Source organism: Arsukibacterium sp. MJ3 (genome assembly GCF_000987765.1).
Taxonomy (GTDB): domain Bacteria; phylum Pseudomonadota; class Gammaproteobacteria; order Enterobacterales; family Alteromonadaceae; genus Alishewanella.
This window is the reverse complement of sequence record NZ_LAHP01000017.1, coordinates 1-20,145: the sequence shown is the minus strand read 5'-3', so window position 1 is coordinate 20,145 and position 20,145 is coordinate 1. Positions and strand designations below refer to the sequence as shown.

Genomic DNA, 20,145 nt, shown 5'->3' with positions numbered 1-20,145 from the left:
CAAAGCGGCCTTATTGTATTCTAAAGAACATACCACTAAAGCAAAAACTTAATGGCGCCAGCTTTAATGTTTAAAGTGCCTTACGCCGGTAAACACCATGGCCATACCGTGTTCGTCGGCGGCGGCAATCACTTCGCCGTCGCGCATAGAGCCACCCGGCTGAATTACTGCAGTAATGCCTGCGGCAGCGGCAGCATCAATACCGTCGCGAAACGGAAAGAAGGCGTCGGAAGCCATTACGGAGCCTGCTACTTCTAAGTTTTCGTCGGCTGCTTTAATACCAGCGATTTTTGCGCTGTATACCCGGCTCATTTGGCCGGCACCAACGCCAATGGTCATGCTGTTTTTGACATAAACAATGGCGTTAGATTTAACGAACTTGGCTACTTTCCAGCAGAACAGTAAGTCTGTTAATTCTTGCTCATTTGGCTGGCGCTTGGTGACTACCTGTAAATCAGCAGCGATGATTTTTGCCTGATCGCGGTCTTGCAGTAGCATACCGCCGTTAACCTGTTTCATATCCAGTGCTGCTGATGCCGCGCTCAATTCACCACAAACTAACAGGCGAACGTTTGGCTTAGTACCAACCACGGCAACTGCCGCATCAGAAGCCGAAGGCGCAATAATCACTTCTACAAACTGGCGGCTGATGATGTCTTTGGCAGTGGTGTCATCCAGTTCGCGGTTAAAGGCAATAATGCCACCAAAGGCTGAGGTTGGGTCGGTCTGATAAGCGCGGTTATAAGCAACCAAAATACTATCACCAATAGCGACACCGCAAGGATTAGCATGCTTAACGATAACGCAGGCCGGTTCACTGAATTCTTTTACACATTCCAGCGCGGCATCCGTATCGGCAATATTGTTATAAGATAAAGCCTTGCCCTGCAGCTGAGTAGCTGTTGCTACTGAAGCTTCGACTGTGCCATCTTGCACATAAAACGCCGCACTCTGATGGCTGTTTTCGCCATAGCGTAAGTCTTGTTTTTTAACGAACTGACTATTAAAGGTGCGTGGAAATGGGCTGGCAGGTTCTGTCGGCGTGTCATAGGCCGGCAACATGGCGCCAAAGTAGTTGGCAATCATGCCATCATACTGCGCCGTGTGTTCAAAGGCACTAATAGCCAGGCTAAAGCGGGTAGCATGTCTGGTGGCGCCGCCGTTGGCCTGCATTTCGGCCATTACAATGTCATAATCTTTGGCATTAACTACAATAGTGACATCTTTGTAATTTTTTGCAGCGGCACGCACCATGGTTGGGCCACCAATATCGATGTTTTCAATGGCGTCTTCTAGCGAGCAGCCTGGCTTGGCTACGGTGCGGGCAAACGGATACAGGTTTACGACGACTAAGTCGATAGGTTCAATGTTGTGATCAGCCATCACATTTTCATCAACCCCACGCCGGGCTAAAATACCGCCATGAATTTTCGGGTGCAGGGTTTTTACCCGGCCATCCATAATTTCCGGGTGGCCAGTGTAATCAGACACTTCAGTTACCTGAATACCATGCTCGGCCAATAGTTTAGCGGTGCCGCCAGTAGACAAAATATCAACGTGCCGGGCGGCTAAGGCCCTTGCAAATTCCACGATACCGGTTTTATCAGACACACTTAACAGTGCGCGGCGAATAGGGCGTAGTGTCGTCATGTTTATACTCTCTTGTCGCTTGCTAATAACAAATTTTAATTAAACCAATAAAAAAGCACCCGAAGGTGCTTAGTGGCGAGACCGGGGCCTCGCGGTGGCATTAACTCATGCCGTATTGTTTTAGCTTCTTGCGCAGCGTACCGCGGTTGATGCCCATCAGGTTGGCCGCGCGGGTTTGATTGCCGCGGGTGTATTTCATCACCTCCTCCAGTAATGGACGCTCTAACTCTGACAATACCAGTTCATAAAGGTCGTTAACATCTTGACCGTTTAACTGTTGCAGGTAGTTGGCGACGGCTTTTTGCACGGCGTTGCTTAACGCTTGTGGCTTTTCCTGAGTTTGAACATGGGCATTAGTAATAAATGGCGAAGTAACGTTCGAATTAAACATTGCTTATCTCTTTTGCGTTAGGTTGCTGCTAGTTGATGAAAATAGTCGTTTAATGCCTCAAATTGGCGCTCGGCCTGTTCAATGGCATTGAATTCGCTGCGAAACACACCCTGGGCATCATGCTCAGCTAAATACCAGCCAACGTGCTTGCGGGCTATTCGAGGCCCTAAATGCACGCCGTATAGCTGATGTAAACCCTGCACATGCTCCAGCATGATTTGCTGCACTTCGGCAATGGCCGGTGCAGCCAGTTTTTTACCTGTCGCCAGATAATGGGTTACTTCCCTGAAAATCCAGGGACGACCCTGTGCCGCGCGGCCAATCATTATGGCGTCGGCACCGGTATACTCGAGCACAAACTGTGCTTTTTCCGGTGTAGAGATATCGCCATTGGCAATAACCGGTAATAACACCGCCTGTTTAATGGCTTTTATGGTGTCGTATTCGGCCTCGCCTTTGTACATGCAGGCCTTTGTTCTGCCGTGCACAGCCAATGCCTGAATGCCGTTGTCTTCTGCAATCCGGGCAATCTGCACCCCGTTGCGATGCTCGGGGTCCCAACCTGTACGAATTTTTAAGGTTACCGGCACGTTCACGGCGTTAACCACAGCGCGAATAATCTGCTCTACCAGTTCCGGGTATTGCAGTAACGCTGAACCGGCCAGTTTTTTATTGACCTTTTTTGCCGGGCAACCCATGTTGATATCAATAATATCAGCACCAATATCTACATTGTATTGCGCAGCAGCGGCCATTTGAGCCGGATCACTACCGGCAATTTGTACCGAACGAATGCCCGACTCCTGTCGGTGGCCCATGCGGTTTTGTGACTTTTCGCTTTGCCAGACCTGAGGGTTGCTCGAAAGCATCTCAGATACCGCTAACGCAGCACCAAACCGGCGGCAAAGTTCACGAAAAGTGTGATCAGTTACGCCAGCCATCGGTGCACAAATTACCTTGTTCGCTAACTGATAAGGACCTATGCGCACCGTGTAATCCAAGGCTCTACCCATAAGGGGCGCTAAGTTTACGGATTTTTGCCAACAAAGCAAAGGTTATTATTTAAACAAAACAGCAATTAATCTGGCCTTTCAGGGATTGACATTCGCTAAAAGGCTGAAAAGATGTGTTTTCCTGTTGCTGCATGTCCGTAAACAATGGCTTGGCAAAAAAGATAATTGCAAGGCTGTTTGTTTTATCACCAGCTAATTTGCCACTTAAGATCGGTTTTTACGCGCACTTAATCTGACCCATTCGTCTTGCTCAGCAACCGGATCAAAGCTAAATTGATGCTGGTAGGCAGCAATAACGTGTTGCGCCTGGCTTTGTAAAATACCGGATAATGCCAGCAGTCCGCCAGGTTTTACATAGCTACTGATCACCTGACTAAGTTCAGCCAGTGGCCCAGCCAGAATATTAGCGACGACGACATCGGCTTGTAAGTTGGGCTGATCTTTGGCTAAGTACAGCTCTATTTGACCGCTCACCTCATTGCGGGCAGCGTTGGCTGTGCTGGCTTCTATCGCCTGCGGGTCAATATCAATGCCAATCACTCTCTTTGCGCCCAGTTTTAGCGCGGCAATGCCCAAAATACCTGAGCCACAACCAAAATCGACCACGGTTTGCCCCAATGTAATGTGCTGATCTAGCCACTGCATGCATAAGGCGGTGGTAGGGTGGGTGCCGGTACCAAAGGCTAAACCCGGGTCAAGCATAACATTAACCGCTGTCGGGTCGGGAATGTCGCACCAGCTAGGGCAAACCCATAGCCGTTGGCCAAATTTAATCGGGTGGAAGCTGTCCATCCATTCCCGCACCCAGTCTTTATCTTCTAATTGCTCTAGTTTGTAGGTTACACCGTCTTTAAATAACGCCACTTTATGTAGCTCACTTAGCACATTATCCATGGGGTGCTCGGCATCAAACAGGCCAACTACAATGGTATTGGTCCAGTAAATAACCTCGCCAGGCAGTGGCTCATAAATAGGCGTGTCATGGGCATCAATAAAGCTGACGGCTTGCGCGCCCCAACTCATTAGCATATCGCTGACCTGCTCGGCTTTCTTTTCAGTGGTGTTTATACGTAGCTGGATCCAGGGCATGTGTTATCTCTCACAGAAAATTTGCCGCATTATAGCAAAAAGGCCGCAATTGCGGCCTTTAATCTGTATAAACACCTTAGACGCGGTGCTTACTTCATTGCCAGTTTTTTCTCCAGGTAATGAATATTGGTGCCACCTTTGCAAAACTCCGTATCGCGCATAATATCTTTGTGCAGCGGAATATTGGTTTTGATGCCTTCGACCACTAGCTCATCTAGCGCATTGCGCATTCTGGCGATAGCAATCTCGCGATTTTCACCGTAAGTAATCAGTTTACCTACCATTGAGTCGTAGTTAGGCGGTACCGTGTAATCAGCATAGATATGTGAATCCCAGCGCACACCATTACCACCGGCTGGATGGAAACGGGTAATTTTACCCGGTGAAGGGATAAAAGTAACCGGATCTTCAGCATTAATCCGGCATTCTACTGCATGACCGCGGATCACAATGTCTTCTTGTTTCAGAGTTAATGGCATACCAGATGCAATGCGTAGCTGCTCTTTAATTAAGTCGACACCACTGATCATTTCAGTTACCGGATGTTCAACCTGAATCCGGGTATTCATTTCAATAAAGAAAAACTCGCCATCTTCAAACAAAAATTCAAAGGTGCCGGCGCCGCGATAATTCATAACTTTACAGGCATCAACACAGCGACCACCGATAAAGGCCCGCAATTCAGGAGTAATACCTGGAGCCGGTGCTTCTTCTACTACTTTTTGGTGACGGCGTTGCATAGAGCAATCGCGCTCGCCAAGGTGAATAGCATGGCCCTGGCCGTCAGCTAATACCTGAATTTCGATGTGCCGTGGGTTTTCCAGGAATTTCTCCATGTACACCATGTCATTACCAAAAGCCGCTTTTGCTTCGGCTTTGGTCATTTCAATCGAGCTTACTAACTCTGCTTCGCTTCGCACCACGCGCATGCCGCGGCCGCCGCCGCCGCCGGCGGCTTTAACAATAATCGGATAACCAATGCGATTAGCAATGACTTTATTCAGTTCAGCATCGTCGCCTACTGCGCCGTCTGAGCCAGGTACACAAGGCACACCGGCTTTTTTCATTGCTTCAATGGCCGATACTTTATCGCCCATTAGCCGAATAGAATCGGGGTGCGGGCCAATAAACACTAAGCCACTTTCTTCAACCTGCTGCGCAAAATCAGCCCGTTCGGCTAAAAAACCATAACCCGGGTGAATAGCTTGGGCATTGGTTACTTCAGCAGCAGCAATTAACGCCGGAATATTTAAGTAACTTTGCGGTGAAGGTGCCGGGCCAATACAAATTGTCTCATCGGCCAATAACACGTGCTTTAAATTACGATCGACAGTGGAGTGTACCGCCACCGTTTTAATACCGAGTTCTTTGCAGGCGCGCAAGATACGCAGCGCAATTTCGCCCCGGTTGGCAATTAATACTTTTTCTAGCATCGGTCAGCCTTTTTCGGTTATTCGAGAATAAATAACGGCTGATCAAATTCGACTGGGTCGCCGTTTTCAACCAGAATTTCTTTTACCACGCCAGCTTTATCCGACTGGATTTGGTTCATCATTTTCATGGCTTCAACAATACACAGGGTATCACCCACTTGTACGGTCTGGCCTACTTCAACAAAGTTTTTAGAGGTAGGCGATGCTGCCCGGTAAAAAGAGCCAACCATCGGCGATTTAACCACTTGCCCATTGAAAACCGGTTTAGCCGGTTCAGTGGCTATTGCGGCTGGAGCTGCCGCTGGGGCTTGCATTTGTGGTTGGGCATAGTGCATTGGTTGCATTGGCGCAAAATGCTGTACCGGGCTATGGCGGCTAATACGCACTGACTCTTCACCTTCGGTAATTTCTAGCTCAGAAATGCCAGATTCTTCCAGCAATTCAATTAATTTTTTAATTTTTCTAATATCCATGTCTGTCGCCTGATGTTAGTGAATTTATTTGGTTGTATGTAATGCTGCTACTGCGGCATCGAGCGCGTAGTGGTAACCTTTGGCACCCAGGCCGCAGATCACACCTTTTGCAATATCAGCTAAATAAGAGTGTCGCCGGAATGCTTCCCGGGCATGCACGTTGGATAAATGAATTTCAATAAAAGGAATAGCCACTGCTAACAATGCATCCCGCATGGCTATGCTGGTGTGAGTAAAGGCGCCAGGATTAATTAAAATATAATCTTGTTGCCCCAGGCTTTGTTGTATAGCGTTTATTAGTTCGTGTTCGGCATTTGATTGAAAATGGCTAAGGTTAACATTCAGTGTAGTCGCTTGGCTTTGCAACTCCTGGACTATATCGCTCAGGCTGGCGGTCCCGTATACCGATGGCTCACGCACACCAAGCATGTTTAGGTTTGGGCCATTTAACAATAAAATTCGGTAATTTGCCGCCATTTGTGCTGTATTTCCGCTAAATGTAATGAATGAACTTTATCTTACGAGAGCTGAAGCAAAAATGCACCTGTTTGCTGAATTCCAAACATTACTGCACCCGTGAACAGCCGATAAGCGCCTTATTATAGTGAAATCGTGACAAATGGCAGCAAAATACTGGTCTTATCAGCCAGAGTGGCTAAAACGAGGTTGGTGAAATAAACCAATATAGCAGTTGAAACGCTGGCCAGCACCGAGCTCAACGGCGGGTAGCTGGCCAGAAAACGGTTACCTTACGGTGTGGTCAGTGCCGCTAAATGCTCGGCAAAAGGCGTAGCGGCCATAAAACCGGTTACCCGGGCACTGGTCAGTTCCTCACCCGCAGGGCTGAAAAACAACAAGGTGGGTAAGCCCAACACCTGAAAGTGATTCAGTAGCTTTTCATCAGAGCGACTCATTTTCGTTACATCAATTTTAATCAGCCGCATTTTACTGGTTTGTGCCTGTACTTGAGCAGCAGGAAAAGTAAATTGCTCAAACTCTTTACAGGCTATACACCAGTCGGCGTATAAATCGACCAGCGTATATTCATTTGCTGCTTTTGCTATTGCCAGTTGCTGCTCAAGCCCGGCTAAGTCTGCTACATCAATAAATTGCACCTTATCGCTTTGATTGCTGCTGGCTGCCCCGGTTAGTTGAGACGATGCTTGACCCGGACCAAAATACTGCCAGTTAAACAATAAGGTCACCAGTAGTAACAACTGACCGCTAATCAATAGGCTGGCTTTGACCGTTGAGCCTGTTTGTTCGAACAGTAGTTTAAATAAATAACCGGTTACCAGCAGGCTCAGTAATGACGCCAGCAGAATAACCTGCCAAAAGGGCAGTAGTCGTTCTAATAGAATGATCGGTACCAGCAGCAGGATAAAACCAAAAGCGGTTTTCACAATATTCATCCAGGCACCCGCTTTAGGCAGCAGCTTGCCACCAGAAGTGCCTAGCAATAGCAGTGGCAAGCCCATGCCCAAGCTTAAAATATACAGTGTGAGTGCGCCGAGCATTAAGTCACCGCTTTGCGCTACATACAACAGGGCGGCAGATAGTGGCGCGGTGGTGCAGGGCGAGGCGATAAGGCCTGACAAAGCCCCCATGATAAAAGCACCTTTTAAACTGCCGCCTTGCTGCTTATTACTGATGGCACTGACTTTAGCCTGCCAGCTGGCGGGTAATTGAAAATTAATGCGGCCAAACATGGCGAGTGCCAGCAACACAAAAATAATACTGGCAACAATTAACACTGCCGGATGCTGCATCCATGCCTGAAATTTAACGCCTAGGCTAGCGACTACTAACCCCAGCGCAGAATACATTAATGCCATACCCTGGATATAACTAAACGACAAACCAAAAGCGCGGCGAGTGCTCAGTTGTTTACCTTGGCCAACAATAATACTGCTTAAAATAGGGTACATTGGGAAAACACAGGGGGTAAAAGCCAGGCCTAGGCCCAGCAGGAAAAACACCCCCATGTTTAGCCAGATTGAACCACTGCTAAGCCGTTCTGCCAGGCCAAACTGGCTAGAGGTAGGAACATTTGTTGTAGTGGGTTGCCCAGCTGATGTAGGCGTTTGACTGGTTACAGATAAAGGAATTTCTTTATTTACCGGTGGATAGCACAGGCCTGCTTCAGCACAGCCCATATATTGAATACGTAAAAAGGCATCTTCGGCAATATCGGCCAACGGGATTTTCAACGTAAGCTGATGGTAGTAAACCTCGCTAACGCCAAAAAACTCATCTTCAATTTGCATGCTGGCCGGGTAGGTCGGATGAGAAAAACTTACCGCTACTCCACCAAATTTAAATTTATCACGATATAAATAATAGCCATCGGCAATGGTCCAACTAACGATTAATTCGTCGTCTTGTTGCCGAAAATCCATTTCAAACGCTTGCTCTACGGGTAAAAAACTATCTTCAGCCTGCAGCAGACTTTTGAGCACTGACGTTTGCTGCGCCTGCACCGGCAAAGTGCTAAGCCCCAGTCCCATAAGGGTAAACCACAACAGAAATGGCAATAAAAACACGTTAGACATCAGTTAAACCTTCTTATTAATACGCTGAACCTTGGCTTGTAACAACGGCATTGTACGTTAATGTCGGCTTAGTAGTCTTTTTGCTTGCGACCAAACCCTGGTAGCAACAGACCTGCTGCAACAATATATTATTTCACTACATACTTAATTACTGCTTAAGAAATACGGCGAAGCAAAACAATTTAGGCGGGTTACCAAGAAAATTTCAGTTTACCCCTTGGATTTATTTTGCTGCTACCCCATATACCGAACACGCATTTTAACACCCATGTTAAAACTCAAAAACGCTTTAGGAGATTAGAGCATGAATATTCGTCCTTTACATGATCGTGTCATCATTAAACGCTTAGAAGCAGAAAGTAAGTCTGCTGGCGGCATCGTTTTAACCGGCGCTTCTGCCGAAAAATCTAGCCGTGGCGAAGTGGTTGCAGTTGGCAATGGTCGCATTTTGGATAGCGGTGACGTGAAGCCGTTAGACGTAAAAGTAGGCGACAAAGTATTATTTGGTGCCTATGTTGAACGCACTGAAAAAGTAGACGGTCAGGAATTTGTGATCACTAAAGAAGACAATATCTTAGGTGTGATCCTTGATTAAGCTGCACTATATAAGCTGCATTATATAAGTTGCACTTAGCATCATCGTTTAACTTTAAACTGAATTAAGGAATTTTTAAAATGGCTGCAAAAGACGTACGTTTTGGCGACGAAGCTCGCAATAAGATGCTCAAAGGCGTAAATATTCTGGCAAATGCGGTACGGGTAACTCTGGGTCCGAAAGGCCGTAACGTTATTCTGGACAAATCATTTGGCTCACCCATTATCACCAAAGATGGTGTGTCGGTTGCAAAAGAAATTGAACTGGAAGACAAGTTCGAAAACATGGGCGCACAAATGGTGAAAGAGGTTGCCTCTAAAGCCAATGATGAAGCCGGTGATGGTACGACTACCGCGACCGTATTAGCGCAAACCATTATTAATGAAGGTGTTAAAGCGGTTGCGGCCGGCATGAATCCAATGGATTTAAAGCGTGGTATCGACAAAGCTGTTATTGCTGCGGTGGAAGAGCTGAAGAAATTGTCACAACCTTGTGCCGACACCAAAGCGATTGCTCAGGTTGGTACCATTTCAGCTAACTCTGACGAAGAAATTGGCAAAATCATTGCCGATGCCATGGATAAAGTGGGTAAAGAAGGTGTTATTACCGTTGAAGAAGGCCAGGGTTTAGCCAACGAGCTGGACGTGGTTGAAGGTATGCAATTTGACCGTGGTTACTTGTCCCCTTACTTCATCAACAACCAGGAAGCTGGCCAGGTAGAACTGGACAGCCCGTTTATTCTAACGGTTGATAAGAAAATTTCTAATATCCGTGAGTTATTACCGGTATTAGAAGGTGTTGCAAAATCAGGCAAGCCATTGCTAATTATTGCTGAAGATTTAGAAGGTGAAGCCTTAGCCACACTGGTCGTTAACAACATGCGCGGCATTGTGAAAGTGTCTGCTGTTAAAGCCCCAGGTTTTGGTGATCGTCGCAAAGCCATGCTGCAAGACATTGCTACCTTAGCTGGCGGTACGGTTATTTCTGAAGAAATCGGTATGGAGCTTGAAAAAGCTACGCTGGAAGATTTAGGTACGGCCAAGCGCGTAGTGATCACCAAAGACAACACCACCATTATTGATGGTGCTGGTGAGCAAGGCGCAATTGATGGTCGTGTTAAGCAAATTCGTCAGCAAATTGAAGAAGCGACTTCAGATTACGATAAAGAAAAACTGCAAGAGCGCTTGGCTAAACTGGCCGGCGGTGTTGCAGTTATCAAAGTGGGCGCAACCACTGAGATGGAAATGAAAGAGAAGAAAGCCCGCGTTGAAGATGCATTACATGCTACTCGTGCCGCAGTAGAAGAAGGCGTAGTACCTGGCGGCGGTGTTGCTCTGGTACGTGTTGCAGCCAAGTTAATTAGCTTAACCGGTGCAAATGAAGATCAAACGCACGGTATTAAAATTGCTCTGCGCGCGATGGAGTCGCCACTGCGTCAAATTGTAGCGAATGCCGGTGAAGAGCCGTCAGTAGTGGTTAATAAAGTGAAAGAAGGTACTGGTAACTACGGTTACAATGCGGCTACCGACGTTTACGGTGACATGTTAGAAATGGGTATTTTGGATCCAACCAAAGTAACCCGTTCAGCACTGCAATTTGCTGCGTCAATTGGTTCATTAATGATCACTACTGAAGCAATGATCACTGAAATGCCAAAAGATGACAGCCCAGGCATGCCTGATATGGGCGGCATGGGTGGTATGGGCGGCATGATGTAATAGCATTATTGCTGCTAAAAAAGCTCCCGGGTAACAGCGGGGGCTTTTTTTTGTACATTTTTTCACAAAATGGCTCTAGTATTAATACACTTTAGCCAAGCACCGCTGGCTGGTTATGCTCTATAGTATAATTAAGCGCCAAACTAACTGCGATGATCGTGGTTAAATTGTACAACGTAATTTAATAGCAATATTAAGCCGAGTGAACGATTGAGAGGTAATGATGAAAACAGTTCTGATAGCAAGCTTTGCCCTGGCATTGTCAGCCCCGGCACTAAGTAACACCGATGCCGGCGCGGCATTAGAACTAAACTGGCAAGATGTCGATAAATTTAGTGATATTCGCGCGGCGAACGATTCTCGCAGTCGTTTTGAAGAAAGAGTAAAGCGCAATATTGAGACGTTTTTTCAGGAGATGGCTAGCGAATTACCTGAAGGCTACACCTGGCAAGCAACCATAACTGATGTTGACCTGGCAGGGCAAGTTGATTATTTCGCCATGGGTACCGGTCAGGCGATTCGGGTAATTAGAGAAATTCACTCGCCCGCTATTCGCTTTAACCACCTGTTACGTGATCAGTTTGGTGAAGAAGTGGTGGGTGGCGAAGAACGATTACGCGATATGGGCTTTATGAGCCGGCTATCGCCACGTGGCAATACACCGGAGTTTTCGTTTGAACGGCAGATGTTACAAGACTGGTTTGACAAAGAGTTACAACCGAAAGTTAGCCAGCACGCGGCGTTACCTGCCAAAGTAAGCCAGCCAGAGCGTTAAAGTTGCTGTAATACGTTAAGCTTGTCATTCCAAAAAGCGAGCAACGTTGCGATAAATCTCCAATGCTTGCTCACTTTTACACTATGGCTATTTAATGACGACTTGTCGAAACTCGGCTAAGGTTTTATGTAAAAGTTGTAATTGTTTAACCACCCGGGCCAAGGTAGCAGTATTAAACTGCTGACTTAGCCGGATAGCGGCAACCTGCTCTGCTGCCTCGCTTAAATAAGGTATAAAGCGGTTGCTGTTAACGTTAAACTCGGCACTCGCAGGGAAAATACTCTGATATTTCACATGTCCCTGTTGTTGCAGTTGCTCTAATACGGCATCGGCGTCTAACGCTTTGCGGTATAACTCTTTCAGGTTTTCATCAAGTTGGTTTAATAAGGTATCCATAACAGGCCTGGTCAAATGTTTATGGCGTTATTATGCCATAGGCTGTGTACTGAATCAGCAAGGACAATAAACGATAGTACCGCGGTGATAAAACTAATTTATGACAAGCCGTTTCTTTGTGTTTTGATTTGTTATATTATATCGTTTTTTAACTTCAGCACGGCGGGTTTAAATTGTGTTAGCTAAAGCTAGGGTGTTATTCGATAAAGTGGGTATTACCGTAACGTCGCTTTGTGCCATTCACTGCATAATGCTGCCGGTGTTATTGCCAATACTGCCATTATTGGGTTTAACCGTTAACCACAACCACGCCTTTGAGCGAATTGTGCTGCTGATCACCATGGCATTGGGCTTTATCACACTGTTTATTGGCTTTCATCGCTATCACCGTAAGTTGTATCCTTTTTATTCACTGTTTCTGGGTGGCTTTATTTATTGGCAGAAAGATGGTTGGGGCCCAGAGTATGAACATACTATTCTGTTTATAGGTGCGGCCTTAGTGGTGCTGGCTCATATCCTGAATATGCGATTATGTAATCAGTGTGAAAGTTGCGATACCGAACACCACGCCGACAAGCCCGCTTAAATAGCGGGTTTTTTATTCAGCACGCCGCGGCTACGAGCCGGAAAGTTGCAAAAAATCCCATCTACGCCATAGCCGGTTAATCGTTTAATATCATCTGGCTCATCTACTGTATAGACAAACACTTTTAAGCCGCGCGCTTTGGCATCATCAACCATGGCCTGATTAATAAAGCTAACATCACAATGCACTGAGTAAGCCTGTAACATTGTGGCAAATGCGGCGTAGTCTAGTGGCAGGCTGGCGGTTAGCGCTCCGAGCTTTAAGTCGGGCCGTTTGAGCTTAATTGCGGCAAGCAAATGATGATTAAACGAAGAGATAAGCAGCTGCTGACAATCAAAACCGAGTTGCTGCTCTGCTTTGTTCAGCAGCGCTAACAACGGTGCCGCAGTATCCGGGCCTTTTAATTCAATATTTAGCCAACATTTACCCTGAATAAGTTTAAGCACTTGCCACAAGGTAGGAATACGTTGGCCCTGGCCGGCATCCAATTGCTGCAATTGTGCCAGCGAATATTGATATATACTGCCGGTGCCATTGGTGGTACGCGCTAAATGGTGGTCGTGAATAACAATTAACTCGCCGGCCACGGCAAAGACATCCAGCTCAATCGCATCAGCGCTCTGTGCCAGTGCGTGCTCAAACGCCAGCAAGGTATTTTCGGGAAATTCGCCGCTGGCGCCACGGTGGGCAATGATTTGCATAACGCGTTCTCCATTTCTCCGAACACTGACGGCCACTTCGTACTTTTTGCTGTGACACGCCGTGAACCCATACATAGGGCTCGTTTTCGCCCGTGCTGGGCTTCAACGGTTACCGCAAAAAGTACATACGTGTCCGTCAGGTATGGTTATTAACTTACGTCAATTCTGCAAAAGGCGCGCCCATGCGGGTGACGGTGCCGGGTTGCTGATCGGCCAGAAAGTCTACTTTACCAGCCGGGAAGGCCAGTACTATGGTAGAGCCCAGTTTAAAGCGACCCATTTCAGCGCCTTTTTCCAGCGTAATAGCGGTATGGCCGGTTGCCGGGTAGCGCCAGCGAAAAATACTTTTACCGGTAGGCGGGGTAATGGTGCCCGCCCACACGGTTTCAATGCTCGCCACTATGGTGGCGCCTACCAATACCAGCGCCATTGGCCCGAACGCGGTATCAAAAATAGTTACTACCCGCTCATTACGGGCAAATAAATCCGGTACATTGGCAGCGGTTAACGGATTAACCGAAAACAGCTCGCCCGGGATATAGATCATCTCGCGCAAGGTGCCACTTACCGGCATATGAATACGGTGATAGTCTTTTGGTGCCAGGTAAATAGTCGCAAAACCGCCGCCAGCAAATGGGGCAGCGGTTTGTTTTAAGCCACCAAGCAAACTTTGTAATGAGTAACTGTGGTTTTTAGCCTGCACTAGCTGGCCATCAACAATGGGGCCTAGTTGGCTAATAGCGCCATCTACCGGATGCGCAACCACATTGGTCTCAATGGCCAGCGGCCGGATGCCATCTTTTAATGGCCGGGTGAAAAACTGATTAAAGCTAGCGTAGTCTTCTGGTCGCTCAAACTGCGCTTCGGTCATGTCAATGTTATAGGCGCTAATAAACCGTTTAATTAGGAAATGGCTAAACCAGCCGAGTTCGGCGGCGGCCAACTTGCCGACTAAGCGTGACAGTAAATGTTTTGGCATCAGGTACTGCAGGGTAATTTTAACTTTATCCATAATGGCACTAACCTTAATTTAAAAATAATTGGGTTTATCCTGCGCCATGCTGGCGAGAATTTTTAAATAACTGTCATAGCGCTCAATGCTAATGTCGTTTTGCTGCACGCCATGCACAATGGCGCAGCCAGGATCACTAATATGCTTACAATCCCGAAACTTGCAGCGACCAAGCCAGGGTTGAAATTCGATAAAGCCTTCAGTCACTTCTTGGGCTGATAAGTGCCATAAGGCAAATTCCCGAATACCGGGCGAGTCAATTAAATCACCGCCCTCTGGCAAATGATACAGTCTGGATACCGTAGTGGTGTGCTGGCCTAATCCAGAATTTTCAGACACCTCTCGGGTGGCGGCAGTAAGACCTGGCATCAGGTTATTCATTAATGACGATTTACCCACACCTGACTGGCCGACAAAAATACTGGTGCCACTGTGGATTTGTTGCAAAAGTTCAGGCATGCCTTGGCCAGATTTAGCACTCACCAGCAAATAATCATAGCCAACTTTTTGGTACAAACTTAATTGCTCTACCAGTTGTTGATGCTGCTGCTCTGTCAGCAAATCGACCTTATTAATCACCAGTAGTGGTTTAATATGGGTTATTTCGGCCGCTACCAGGTAACGGTCGATAATATTTAATGAGAGTGCCGGTAATATGGCCGAGACAATAATCATTAAATCGATATTGGCGGCTACCGGTTTTAAGCCATCATAAAAGTCTGGTCGCAGCAGTACCGAGCTTCGGTCTTCTACGGCCTCAATTACGCCATCAATACTGCCGGTGCCTTGCTTCGCGCGGCGCCAGAGCACCTTATCGCCGGTTACTACCGAGCTGATGGTACGGCGCATGCTGCAACGCACAATTTTACCGCTGTTATCTTCAATATCGGCATGCTGGCCAAAACGGCTAATTACTAGGCCGGGCTCCGGCGCCAGCAGTACATCTTCATCCCATTGCACGGTGGTGGTTTTTTTTGTACCGCGTAGTCGCTTTTGCTCATTTTGGGCAATTCGATCTGTTTGGCGTTTAGTCAGGTGTTTTTTTTTGGTCACGTGCTGTTTATACCGTTTTGCGCATTCAGGCGCTTTCAGTGTTAGGCTTAAGGCGTGTATCATACCTGTAATCTTAATTTGAACAAAGCAGCACGCAGCAGAGGAATCTTTATGGCAACAAATGACAGTAATTTGATCTGGCTGGATTTGGAAATGACTGGTTTAGAGCCAAAAACCGATGTAATTTTAGAGATGGCAACCATTGTTACTGACAGTCAGTTAAACGTTTTGGCTGAAGGGCCAGTGTTTGCAATTAAAACCGCTGCCACGGTGCTGGACAATATGAATGCCTGGTGTGTAGAGCAGCACGGTAAAAGTGGCTTAACCGCCCGTTGTCTGGCCAGTAACACCAGCCTGGAAGATGCTGCCAAGCAGACCATTGAATTTTTAAGCCAGTATGTGGCTAAAGGTAAATCACCAATGTGTGGTAATAGTATTGGTCAGGACCGGCGCTTTTTAGCAGAATATGCGCCAGAGCTGGAAGGCTACTTTCATTATCGTAACCTGGATGTTAGTACCGTAAAAGAATTAGCCCGCCGCTGGCACCCTGAAGTGTTAAACAACGTACAAAAAGCCGGTAGCCATTTAGCGCTGGACGATATTCGTGAGTCGATTGCTGAATTAGTAACCTATCGTCAGTATTTTTTTAAATTACCTTAATAAAGTACTTGCATAAGCGCGCTGATTTTGTAAAATGCGCGCCATCACAACGCAATAGCGTTAGTAGATGCGAGTATAGCTCAGCTGGTAGAGCGCGACCTTGCCAAGGTCGAGGTCACGAGTTCGAATCTCGTTACTCGCTCCAAATTCGAACAAAAAACCGCTTATAAGCGGTTTTTTTGTTATTTAACTTTGCTACACTCAGACAAACTGATCAATAGTAGTAAATATGGTGGGATCTCCTTGTGTGCGCAATTGCTGTCTTGACCAACAAGACTGCTGTTTAGGCTGTGGCCGGTTACTTGCAGAAATTCTGGAGTGGCAGCAGGCTGGTACCGCGCGTCAACAGCAAATTGTGTCATTGGCACAACAGCGTTTAGACGCAAGATCAACGAGTTTTACGCATCCCGTGGCAAGCCCTTCTGAATAATTCTTACCAATCGCTCGGTTGCCCGGGGTAACAAATTTGCTGCCTGCCAGCTTTTGCGTTGTTGTTGCGCTACTGCCCAGTTAATGTGTTCCAGTACTAAAGCAGTGCTTGTGGCTTTTGCCGCTTGCAACGACGCTACTATATTAGCCTCATAAGGTGCATTGCCCAGCGCTACCGCAATATTACGTTGCCAGCGCTCGAAGCCAATTCGCCGAATGGCACTCCCTTCGGTATGGCGTAAAAACGTGGTTTCATCCCAGGCAAACAGTTGCAACAAGCCTTGATCTTGCCACTGCTCTCGGCGCTGAAAATCACTTTCAATACTGAGCGGCGCATCGCGGTTTTGTGGACACACCAGCTGACAGTCGTCGCATCCGTAAATACGGTTGCCGATTAAGGGCCGTAGTTCCTCTGGAATAGCGGTTTTTAATTCTATGGTTAGGTAGGAAATGCAGCGCCGGCCATCCACTACATAGGGCGCCACAATAGCGCCGGTCGGGCAACTGGTAATACAGGCGACACAACTGCCACAATCGCCTTGATGAGGTTCATCAACCGGCAGTGGAATATCGACTAACAATTCACCTAAAAAAAACCAGGAACCGCTGCCATGGTTAAGTAACAAACTGTGTTTACCCACCCAGCCCAGGCCAGCACGCTGTGCCAGCGGCCGCTCCAGCACCGGCGCTGAGTCCACAAAGGGCCGAAAACCGAGCTCAGGAACAGCGAGTTTTATCTTTTCTGCCAGTTGTTTTAAGCGCTTGCGTACCAGCTTGTGATAATCACGGCCCAGCGCGTAGCGGCTAATATAGGCTTTAGTGGGGTCGGCCAGGTTAGTGGCAAAACCGGCCTGACCGGGCAGGTAATCCATACGAACACTTAATACCCTAAGGGTACCAGGCAGCAGTTCTGCCGGGCGGGCGCGCAACATGCCATGTTCAGCCATATATTGCATGTCGCCATGAAAGCCCTGCGCCAACCACGCCGCTAAACGGGGCTCTTCGCTACTGATATCGGTACCAGTAATGCCCAGTTGCTGAAAGCCCAGCTCTAACGCCCACTGTTTAATTTGGGTGGCAAGAAGCTGATAATCGATAGCCATGTTCGTTGTTCCACGTTTCATAAAATGGGATGCTGCAGCCAGTTATTGTCTTAAATGTGTTCTAAAAAGCCATATCACTTTATCATAGCGCTGTAATTGGCGGGAACCCGATATTCATTTTCTGGTCAGATCTAACAGTGAATACTGTTACCAAAGCAATGGTTTTACTGGCCCGGCTTTGCCATTGTTTGTTAACATGAGCACCGATAACACCAGTAACGGCAAATTAAGCGATTTACCCGGAGTCTCGTGACAAGCAACTATATATCAGTTCTGGCAGATGAAGCGGCAACATTGGCTTTAGCTGGCCAATTAGCCACAAGGCTACAGGGTGGCCAGGTAATATTTTTACGCGGTAGTCTAGGCGCGGGAAAAACCACGTTTAGCCGTGGAGTTTTGCACGCGCTGGGCCATCAGGGTAAGGTAAAAAGTCCCACTTATACTTTAGTGGAGCCTTATCAGGTAGCCAATTTTGCGGTGTACCATTTTGATTTATATCGATTGGCCGATCCGGAAGAGCTCGAGTTTATGGGGATCCGCGATTATTTTAACGCCCAAAGTGTATGCCTGCTGGAATGGCCAGAACAAGGTCAGGGATATTTACCTGAACCTGATCTCGACATACACTTAACGTATCTTGATGCACAGCGTCAAGTAACCATAAGCGCAGGTACAGCAGCTGGCCGCGCCATACTAGATGCAATAAGAGATGATGAAAAATAATAATAAATTTCTTAGCTGCGCCGGTTTAACCATTTTATGGTTTTTTTCAGCGTTAAGTTATGCCAGTAATCAGGTGCAAAGTATCCGTATTTGGCCTTCACCGGATAACACCAGGGTGGTATTTGATTTATCGGCCGCACCACAATATAAAAGTTTTAGTCTGGACAATCCGGATCGACTGGTTATTGACCTAAGTAATATTGTTGGCGGCGCTGCATTACCCAAAATAAAGGGCGATTCACCACTGATTAAATCTATTCGCAGCAGCGGCGATAATAACAGTATGCGAATAGTGCTCGACTTAAGCAGCCCACTAAAACCGACGGTTTTTTCGTTAACGCCTACCGCCCCTTATGGTCACCGCTTGGTAATAGATTTACCCGACAAGCAACGCGTAGTAAATCGGCCCCCACCGAGTATCAGAGCTGCCCGCGATATTATTATTGCTATTGATGCTGGCCATGGTGGTGAAGACCCCGGCTCTATTGGCCCTAGCGGTTATTATGAAAAAAACCTGACGCTGCCCATCGCTAATCGTTTAGCCGAGCTTATTAATAAAGAGCCCGGTATGAGGGCTGTAATGGTGCGCACCGGCGATTATTTTATTCATGTGAATCGTCGCACTGAATTGGCCCGTAGCCAGCAAGCTGATTTACTTGTGTCAATTCATGCCGATGCCTTTACTTCACCACAGCCTAAAGGTGCCTCAGTTTGGGTGTTATCTTTACGCCGGGCAACCACCGAAGTGGGCCGTATGCTGGAGCAAACTGAACGCCATTCTGAATTATTAGGTGGGGTGGCAGAAGTGATTCGCGATTCTGCTAATGAGCGTTATCTGGCGCAAACGGTACTGGATTTATCCATGAATCATTCAATGGTAACGGCGTATCAGGCGGCTAATCAGGTGTTGGCTGAACTGGGTAAAATTACATCCTTACATCAGGCAAAACCTCAGGCTGCCAGCCTGGGGGTATTACGATCGCCGGATATACCATCAATTCTGGTTGAAGTAGGTTTTATTTCTAATCCACAGGAAGAGAAGAATTTAAAATCGGCTGGTCATCAGGCTCGTTTAGCGCAATCGCTGCAACGCGCACTGAAGCGGCACTTTGAACTTGCGCCACCGGCCGACTCTTTATTTGCACAGCAGCGATCCCGTGAGCATAAAGTACAAGCTGGCGAATCATTGTCATTGCTGGCACAGCGCTATGAAGTGTCGGTTGATGCGCTGCGTAACCATAACCAATTGGCGAATGACAGCATTCGGATTGGTCAGGTATTACGGATCCCCTGAACATGACCATCAAAATACTGCCACCACAGCTGGCGAACCAGATTGCCGCTGGCGAAGTGGTAGAAAGACCGGCTTCGGTCGTTAAAGAGCTGGTTGAAAACAGCCTTGATGCGGGTGCCAGCCACATTGACATTGATATTGAAAAAGGCGGCAGCAAGCTTATCCGAATACGGGACAATGGTGCCGGTATCGCTGAGCAAGAGTTAACGTTAGCCTTAAGCCGGCATGCTACCAGTAAAATCAGTGAACTTGATGACTTAGCCCAGATAACCAGTTTAGGATTTCGCGGCGAAGCTTTAGCCAGTATCAGTTCAGTGTCGCGGTTGACCCTTACTTCAAAGCCGGCACAACAACCTGCTGCCTGGCAAGCTCAGGCTGAAGGGCGCAACATGGATGTCACGGTAAAACCGGCTGCCCACCCAGATGGCACTAGTATTGAAGTGGTAGATTTGTTTTTCAATACCCCTGCCAGGCGTAAATTTTTGCGTAGTGACAAAAC

General features: G+C 47.3%; 22 protein-coding genes and 1 tRNA gene. 10 read left to right on the top strand and 13 right to left on the bottom strand.

From position 1 onward, the window contains the following. Positions 1-63: 63 nt before the first annotated feature. From purH to dsbD, 8 genes are all read right to left on the bottom strand, one after another. On the bottom strand, positions 64-1,650 hold the full coding sequence (gene purH, locus VT06_RS12610; protein WP_046554679.1) for a bifunctional phosphoribosylaminoimidazolecarboxamide formyltransferase/IMP cyclohydrolase: 1,587 nt from the start codon (positions 1,648-1,650) through the stop codon (positions 64-66). A gap of 100 nt (positions 1,651-1,750) precedes the next feature. Then, positions 1,751-2,041: a DNA-binding transcriptional regulator Fis gene (fis, locus tag VT06_RS12605; RefSeq protein ID WP_019676480.1), complete on the bottom strand. Its 291-nt coding sequence runs from the start codon at positions 2,039-2,041 to the stop codon at positions 1,751-1,753. A 17-nt stretch (positions 2,042-2,058) separates the two neighbouring features. Next, the gene (dusB, locus tag VT06_RS12600; protein ID WP_235357428.1) at positions 2,059-3,054 is read right to left on the bottom strand and encodes a tRNA dihydrouridine synthase DusB; all 996 of its coding nucleotides are present in this window, start codon (positions 3,052-3,054) and stop codon (positions 2,059-2,061) included. Between the two features lie 204 nt (positions 3,055-3,258). After that, positions 3,259-4,143, bottom strand: coding sequence for a 50S ribosomal protein L11 methyltransferase (gene prmA, locus VT06_RS12595; RefSeq protein ID WP_046554677.1), 885 nt, complete (start codon positions 4,141-4,143; stop codon positions 3,259-3,261). Between the two features lie 89 nt (positions 4,144-4,232). Further along, positions 4,233-5,576, bottom strand: a complete 1,344-nt coding sequence (accC, locus tag VT06_RS12590) for an acetyl-CoA carboxylase biotin carboxylase subunit (protein WP_046554676.1) — start codon at positions 5,574-5,576, stop codon at positions 4,233-4,235. A gap of 17 nt (positions 5,577-5,593) precedes the next feature. Continuing rightward, positions 5,594-6,049, bottom strand: a complete 456-nt coding sequence (gene accB, locus VT06_RS12585) for an acetyl-CoA carboxylase biotin carboxyl carrier protein (protein WP_046554675.1) — start codon at positions 6,047-6,049, stop codon at positions 5,594-5,596. Between the two features lie 24 nt (positions 6,050-6,073). Next, positions 6,074-6,526: a type II 3-dehydroquinate dehydratase gene (aroQ, locus tag VT06_RS12580; protein ID WP_046554674.1), complete on the bottom strand. Its 453-nt coding sequence runs from the start codon at positions 6,524-6,526 to the stop codon at positions 6,074-6,076. Between the two features lie 272 nt (positions 6,527-6,798). Then, entirely contained in the window at positions 6,799-8,601 is a 1,803-nt protein-coding gene (gene dsbD, locus VT06_RS12575) for a protein-disulfide reductase DsbD (RefSeq protein WP_046554673.1), read from the bottom strand. Positions 8,602-8,905: 304 nt separating this feature from the next. Here dsbD and VT06_RS12570 point away from each other — a divergent pair, with 304 nt between their 5' ends. The 3 genes from VT06_RS12570 to VT06_RS12560 all read left to right on the top strand — a co-directional run bounded on the left by VT06_RS12570 (position 8,906) and on the right by VT06_RS12560 (position 11,689). After that, the gene (locus VT06_RS12570; RefSeq protein ID WP_046554672.1) at positions 8,906-9,196 is read left to right on the top strand and encodes a co-chaperone GroES; all 291 of its coding nucleotides are present in this window, start codon (positions 8,906-8,908) and stop codon (positions 9,194-9,196) included. Positions 9,197-9,276: 80 nt separating this feature from the next. Beyond that, positions 9,277-10,914 (top strand): chaperonin GroEL, encoded by a 1,638-nt coding sequence (groL, locus tag VT06_RS12565; RefSeq protein ID WP_046554671.1) that lies wholly within the window; start codon positions 9,277-9,279, stop codon positions 10,912-10,914. 220 nt (positions 10,915-11,134) lie between these two features. Then, entirely contained in the window at positions 11,135-11,689 is a 555-nt protein-coding gene (locus VT06_RS12560; RefSeq protein ID WP_235357427.1) for a DUF3016 domain-containing protein, read from the top strand. Between the two features lie 87 nt (positions 11,690-11,776). Here VT06_RS12560 and VT06_RS12555 read toward each other — a convergent pair whose 3' ends face one another. Further along, positions 11,777-12,085: a hypothetical protein gene (locus VT06_RS12555; protein WP_046554669.1), complete on the bottom strand. Its 309-nt coding sequence runs from the start codon at positions 12,083-12,085 to the stop codon at positions 11,777-11,779. A gap of 175 nt (positions 12,086-12,260) precedes the next feature. Here VT06_RS12555 and VT06_RS12550 point away from each other — a divergent pair, with 175 nt between their 5' ends. After that, on the top strand, positions 12,261-12,671 hold the full coding sequence (locus VT06_RS12550) for a MerC domain-containing protein (RefSeq protein ID WP_046554668.1): 411 nt from the start codon (positions 12,261-12,263) through the stop codon (positions 12,669-12,671). Here VT06_RS12550 and VT06_RS12545 read toward each other — a convergent pair. The 3 genes from VT06_RS12545 to rsgA form a co-directional block, all read right to left on the bottom strand. Then, positions 12,668-13,372, bottom strand: coding sequence for a glycerophosphodiester phosphodiesterase family protein (locus VT06_RS12545; RefSeq protein ID WP_046554667.1), 705 nt, complete (start codon positions 13,370-13,372; stop codon positions 12,668-12,670). The genes VT06_RS12550 and VT06_RS12545 overlap by 4 nt on opposite strands. Positions 13,373-13,526: 154 nt before the next feature. Then, a complete protein-coding gene (gene asd, locus VT06_RS12540; RefSeq protein ID WP_046554666.1) occupies positions 13,527-14,384 on the bottom strand; it encodes an archaetidylserine decarboxylase in 858 nt (285 codons plus the stop codon). 18 nt (positions 14,385-14,402) lie between these two features. Then, positions 14,403-15,437 (bottom strand): small ribosomal subunit biogenesis GTPase RsgA, encoded by a 1,035-nt coding sequence (rsgA, locus tag VT06_RS12535; protein ID WP_046554726.1) that lies wholly within the window; start codon positions 15,435-15,437, stop codon positions 14,403-14,405. A 111-nt stretch (positions 15,438-15,548) separates the two neighbouring features. Between rsgA and orn the strand changes: the two genes are divergently transcribed. The 3 genes from orn (at position 15,549) to VT06_RS17840 (ending at position 16,527) form a co-directional block, all read left to right on the top strand. After that, positions 15,549-16,097, top strand: coding sequence for an oligoribonuclease (orn, locus tag VT06_RS12530; RefSeq protein ID WP_046554665.1), 549 nt, complete (start codon positions 15,549-15,551; stop codon positions 16,095-16,097). A gap of 69 nt (positions 16,098-16,166) precedes the next feature. Next, positions 16,167-16,242, top strand: a tRNA-Gly gene (locus VT06_RS12525). An 84-nt stretch (positions 16,243-16,326) separates the two neighbouring features. Then, positions 16,327-16,527 (top strand): DUF1289 domain-containing protein, encoded by a 201-nt coding sequence (locus VT06_RS17840; RefSeq protein WP_082122527.1) that lies wholly within the window; start codon positions 16,327-16,329, stop codon positions 16,525-16,527. On the opposite strand, the gene queG is transcribed toward VT06_RS17840, so the two are convergent. Next, positions 16,496-17,650, bottom strand: a complete 1,155-nt coding sequence (gene queG / locus VT06_RS12520) for a tRNA epoxyqueuosine(34) reductase QueG (RefSeq protein WP_235357426.1) — start codon at positions 17,648-17,650, stop codon at positions 16,496-16,498. The two genes, VT06_RS17840 and queG, sit on opposite strands and share 32 nt — an antisense overlap. Positions 17,651-17,878: 228 nt before the next feature. On the opposite strand from queG, the gene tsaE reads away from it, so the two are divergent. The 3 genes from tsaE to mutL form a co-directional block, all read left to right on the top strand. After that, on the top strand, positions 17,879-18,352 hold the full coding sequence (gene tsaE, locus VT06_RS12515) for a tRNA (adenosine(37)-N6)-threonylcarbamoyltransferase complex ATPase subunit type 1 TsaE (protein ID WP_046554663.1): 474 nt from the start codon (positions 17,879-17,881) through the stop codon (positions 18,350-18,352). After that, the gene (locus tag VT06_RS12510) at positions 18,339-19,646 is read left to right on the top strand and encodes an N-acetylmuramoyl-L-alanine amidase (RefSeq protein ID WP_046554662.1); all 1,308 of its coding nucleotides are present in this window, start codon (positions 18,339-18,341) and stop codon (positions 19,644-19,646) included. Before tsaE ends, VT06_RS12510 begins: the two co-directional genes overlap by 14 nt. A gap of 2 nt (positions 19,647-19,648) precedes the next feature. Continuing rightward, positions 19,649-20,145 (top strand): DNA mismatch repair endonuclease MutL (mutL, locus tag VT06_RS12505; protein ID WP_046554661.1); only part of this gene is annotated, 497 nt, incomplete at its 3' end.

Bases quoted from the DNA above. Each gene is read 5' to 3' on its own strand.
- orn (WP_046554665.1), top strand. From the start codon at position 15,549: ATGGCAACAAATGACAGTAATTTGATCTGGCTGGATTTGGAAATGACT.
- dusB (WP_235357428.1), bottom strand. From the start codon at position 3,054: ATGGGTAGAGCCTTGGATTACACGGTGCGCATAGGTCCTTATCAGTTA.
- fis (WP_019676480.1), bottom strand. From the start codon at position 2,041: ATGTTTAATTCGAACGTTACTTCGCCATTTATTACTAATGCCCATGTT.
- accC (WP_046554676.1), bottom strand. From the start codon at position 5,576: ATGCTAGAAAAAGTATTAATTGCCAACCGGGGCGAAATTGCGCTGCGT.
- prmA (WP_046554677.1), bottom strand. From the start codon at position 4,143: ATGCCCTGGATCCAGCTACGTATAAACACCACTGAAAAGAAAGCCGAG.
- VT06_RS12555 (WP_046554669.1), bottom strand. From the start codon at position 12,085: ATGGATACCTTATTAAACCAACTTGATGAAAACCTGAAAGAGTTATAC.
- groL (WP_046554671.1), top strand. From the start codon at position 9,277: ATGGCTGCAAAAGACGTACGTTTTGGCGACGAAGCTCGCAATAAGATG.
- accB (WP_046554675.1), bottom strand. From the start codon at position 6,049: ATGGATATTAGAAAAATTAAAAAATTAATTGAATTGCTGGAAGAATCT.
- VT06_RS17840 (WP_082122527.1), top strand. From the start codon at position 16,327: ATGGTGGGATCTCCTTGTGTGCGCAATTGCTGTCTTGACCAACAAGAC.
- asd (WP_046554666.1), bottom strand. From the start codon at position 14,384: ATGGATAAAGTTAAAATTACCCTGCAGTACCTGATGCCAAAACATTTA.
- purH (WP_046554679.1), bottom strand. From the start codon at position 1,650: ATGACGACACTACGCCCTATTCGCCGCGCACTGTTAAGTGTGTCTGAT.
- dsbD (WP_046554673.1), bottom strand. From the start codon at position 8,601: ATGTCTAACGTGTTTTTATTGCCATTTCTGTTGTGGTTTACCCTTATG.
- aroQ (WP_046554674.1), bottom strand. From the start codon at position 6,526: ATGGCGGCAAATTACCGAATTTTATTGTTAAATGGCCCAAACCTAAAC.
- VT06_RS12570 (WP_046554672.1), top strand. From the start codon at position 8,906: ATGAATATTCGTCCTTTACATGATCGTGTCATCATTAAACGCTTAGAA.
- VT06_RS12560 (WP_235357427.1), top strand. From the start codon at position 11,135: ATGATGAAAACAGTTCTGATAGCAAGCTTTGCCCTGGCATTGTCAGCC.
- VT06_RS12510 (WP_046554662.1), top strand. From the start codon at position 18,339: ATGATGAAAAATAATAATAAATTTCTTAGCTGCGCCGGTTTAACCATT.
- queG (WP_235357426.1), bottom strand. From the start codon at position 17,650: ATGAAACGTGGAACAACGAACATGGCTATCGATTATCAGCTTCTTGCC.
- VT06_RS12545 (WP_046554667.1), bottom strand. From the start codon at position 13,372: ATGCAAATCATTGCCCACCGTGGCGCCAGCGGCGAATTTCCCGAAAAT.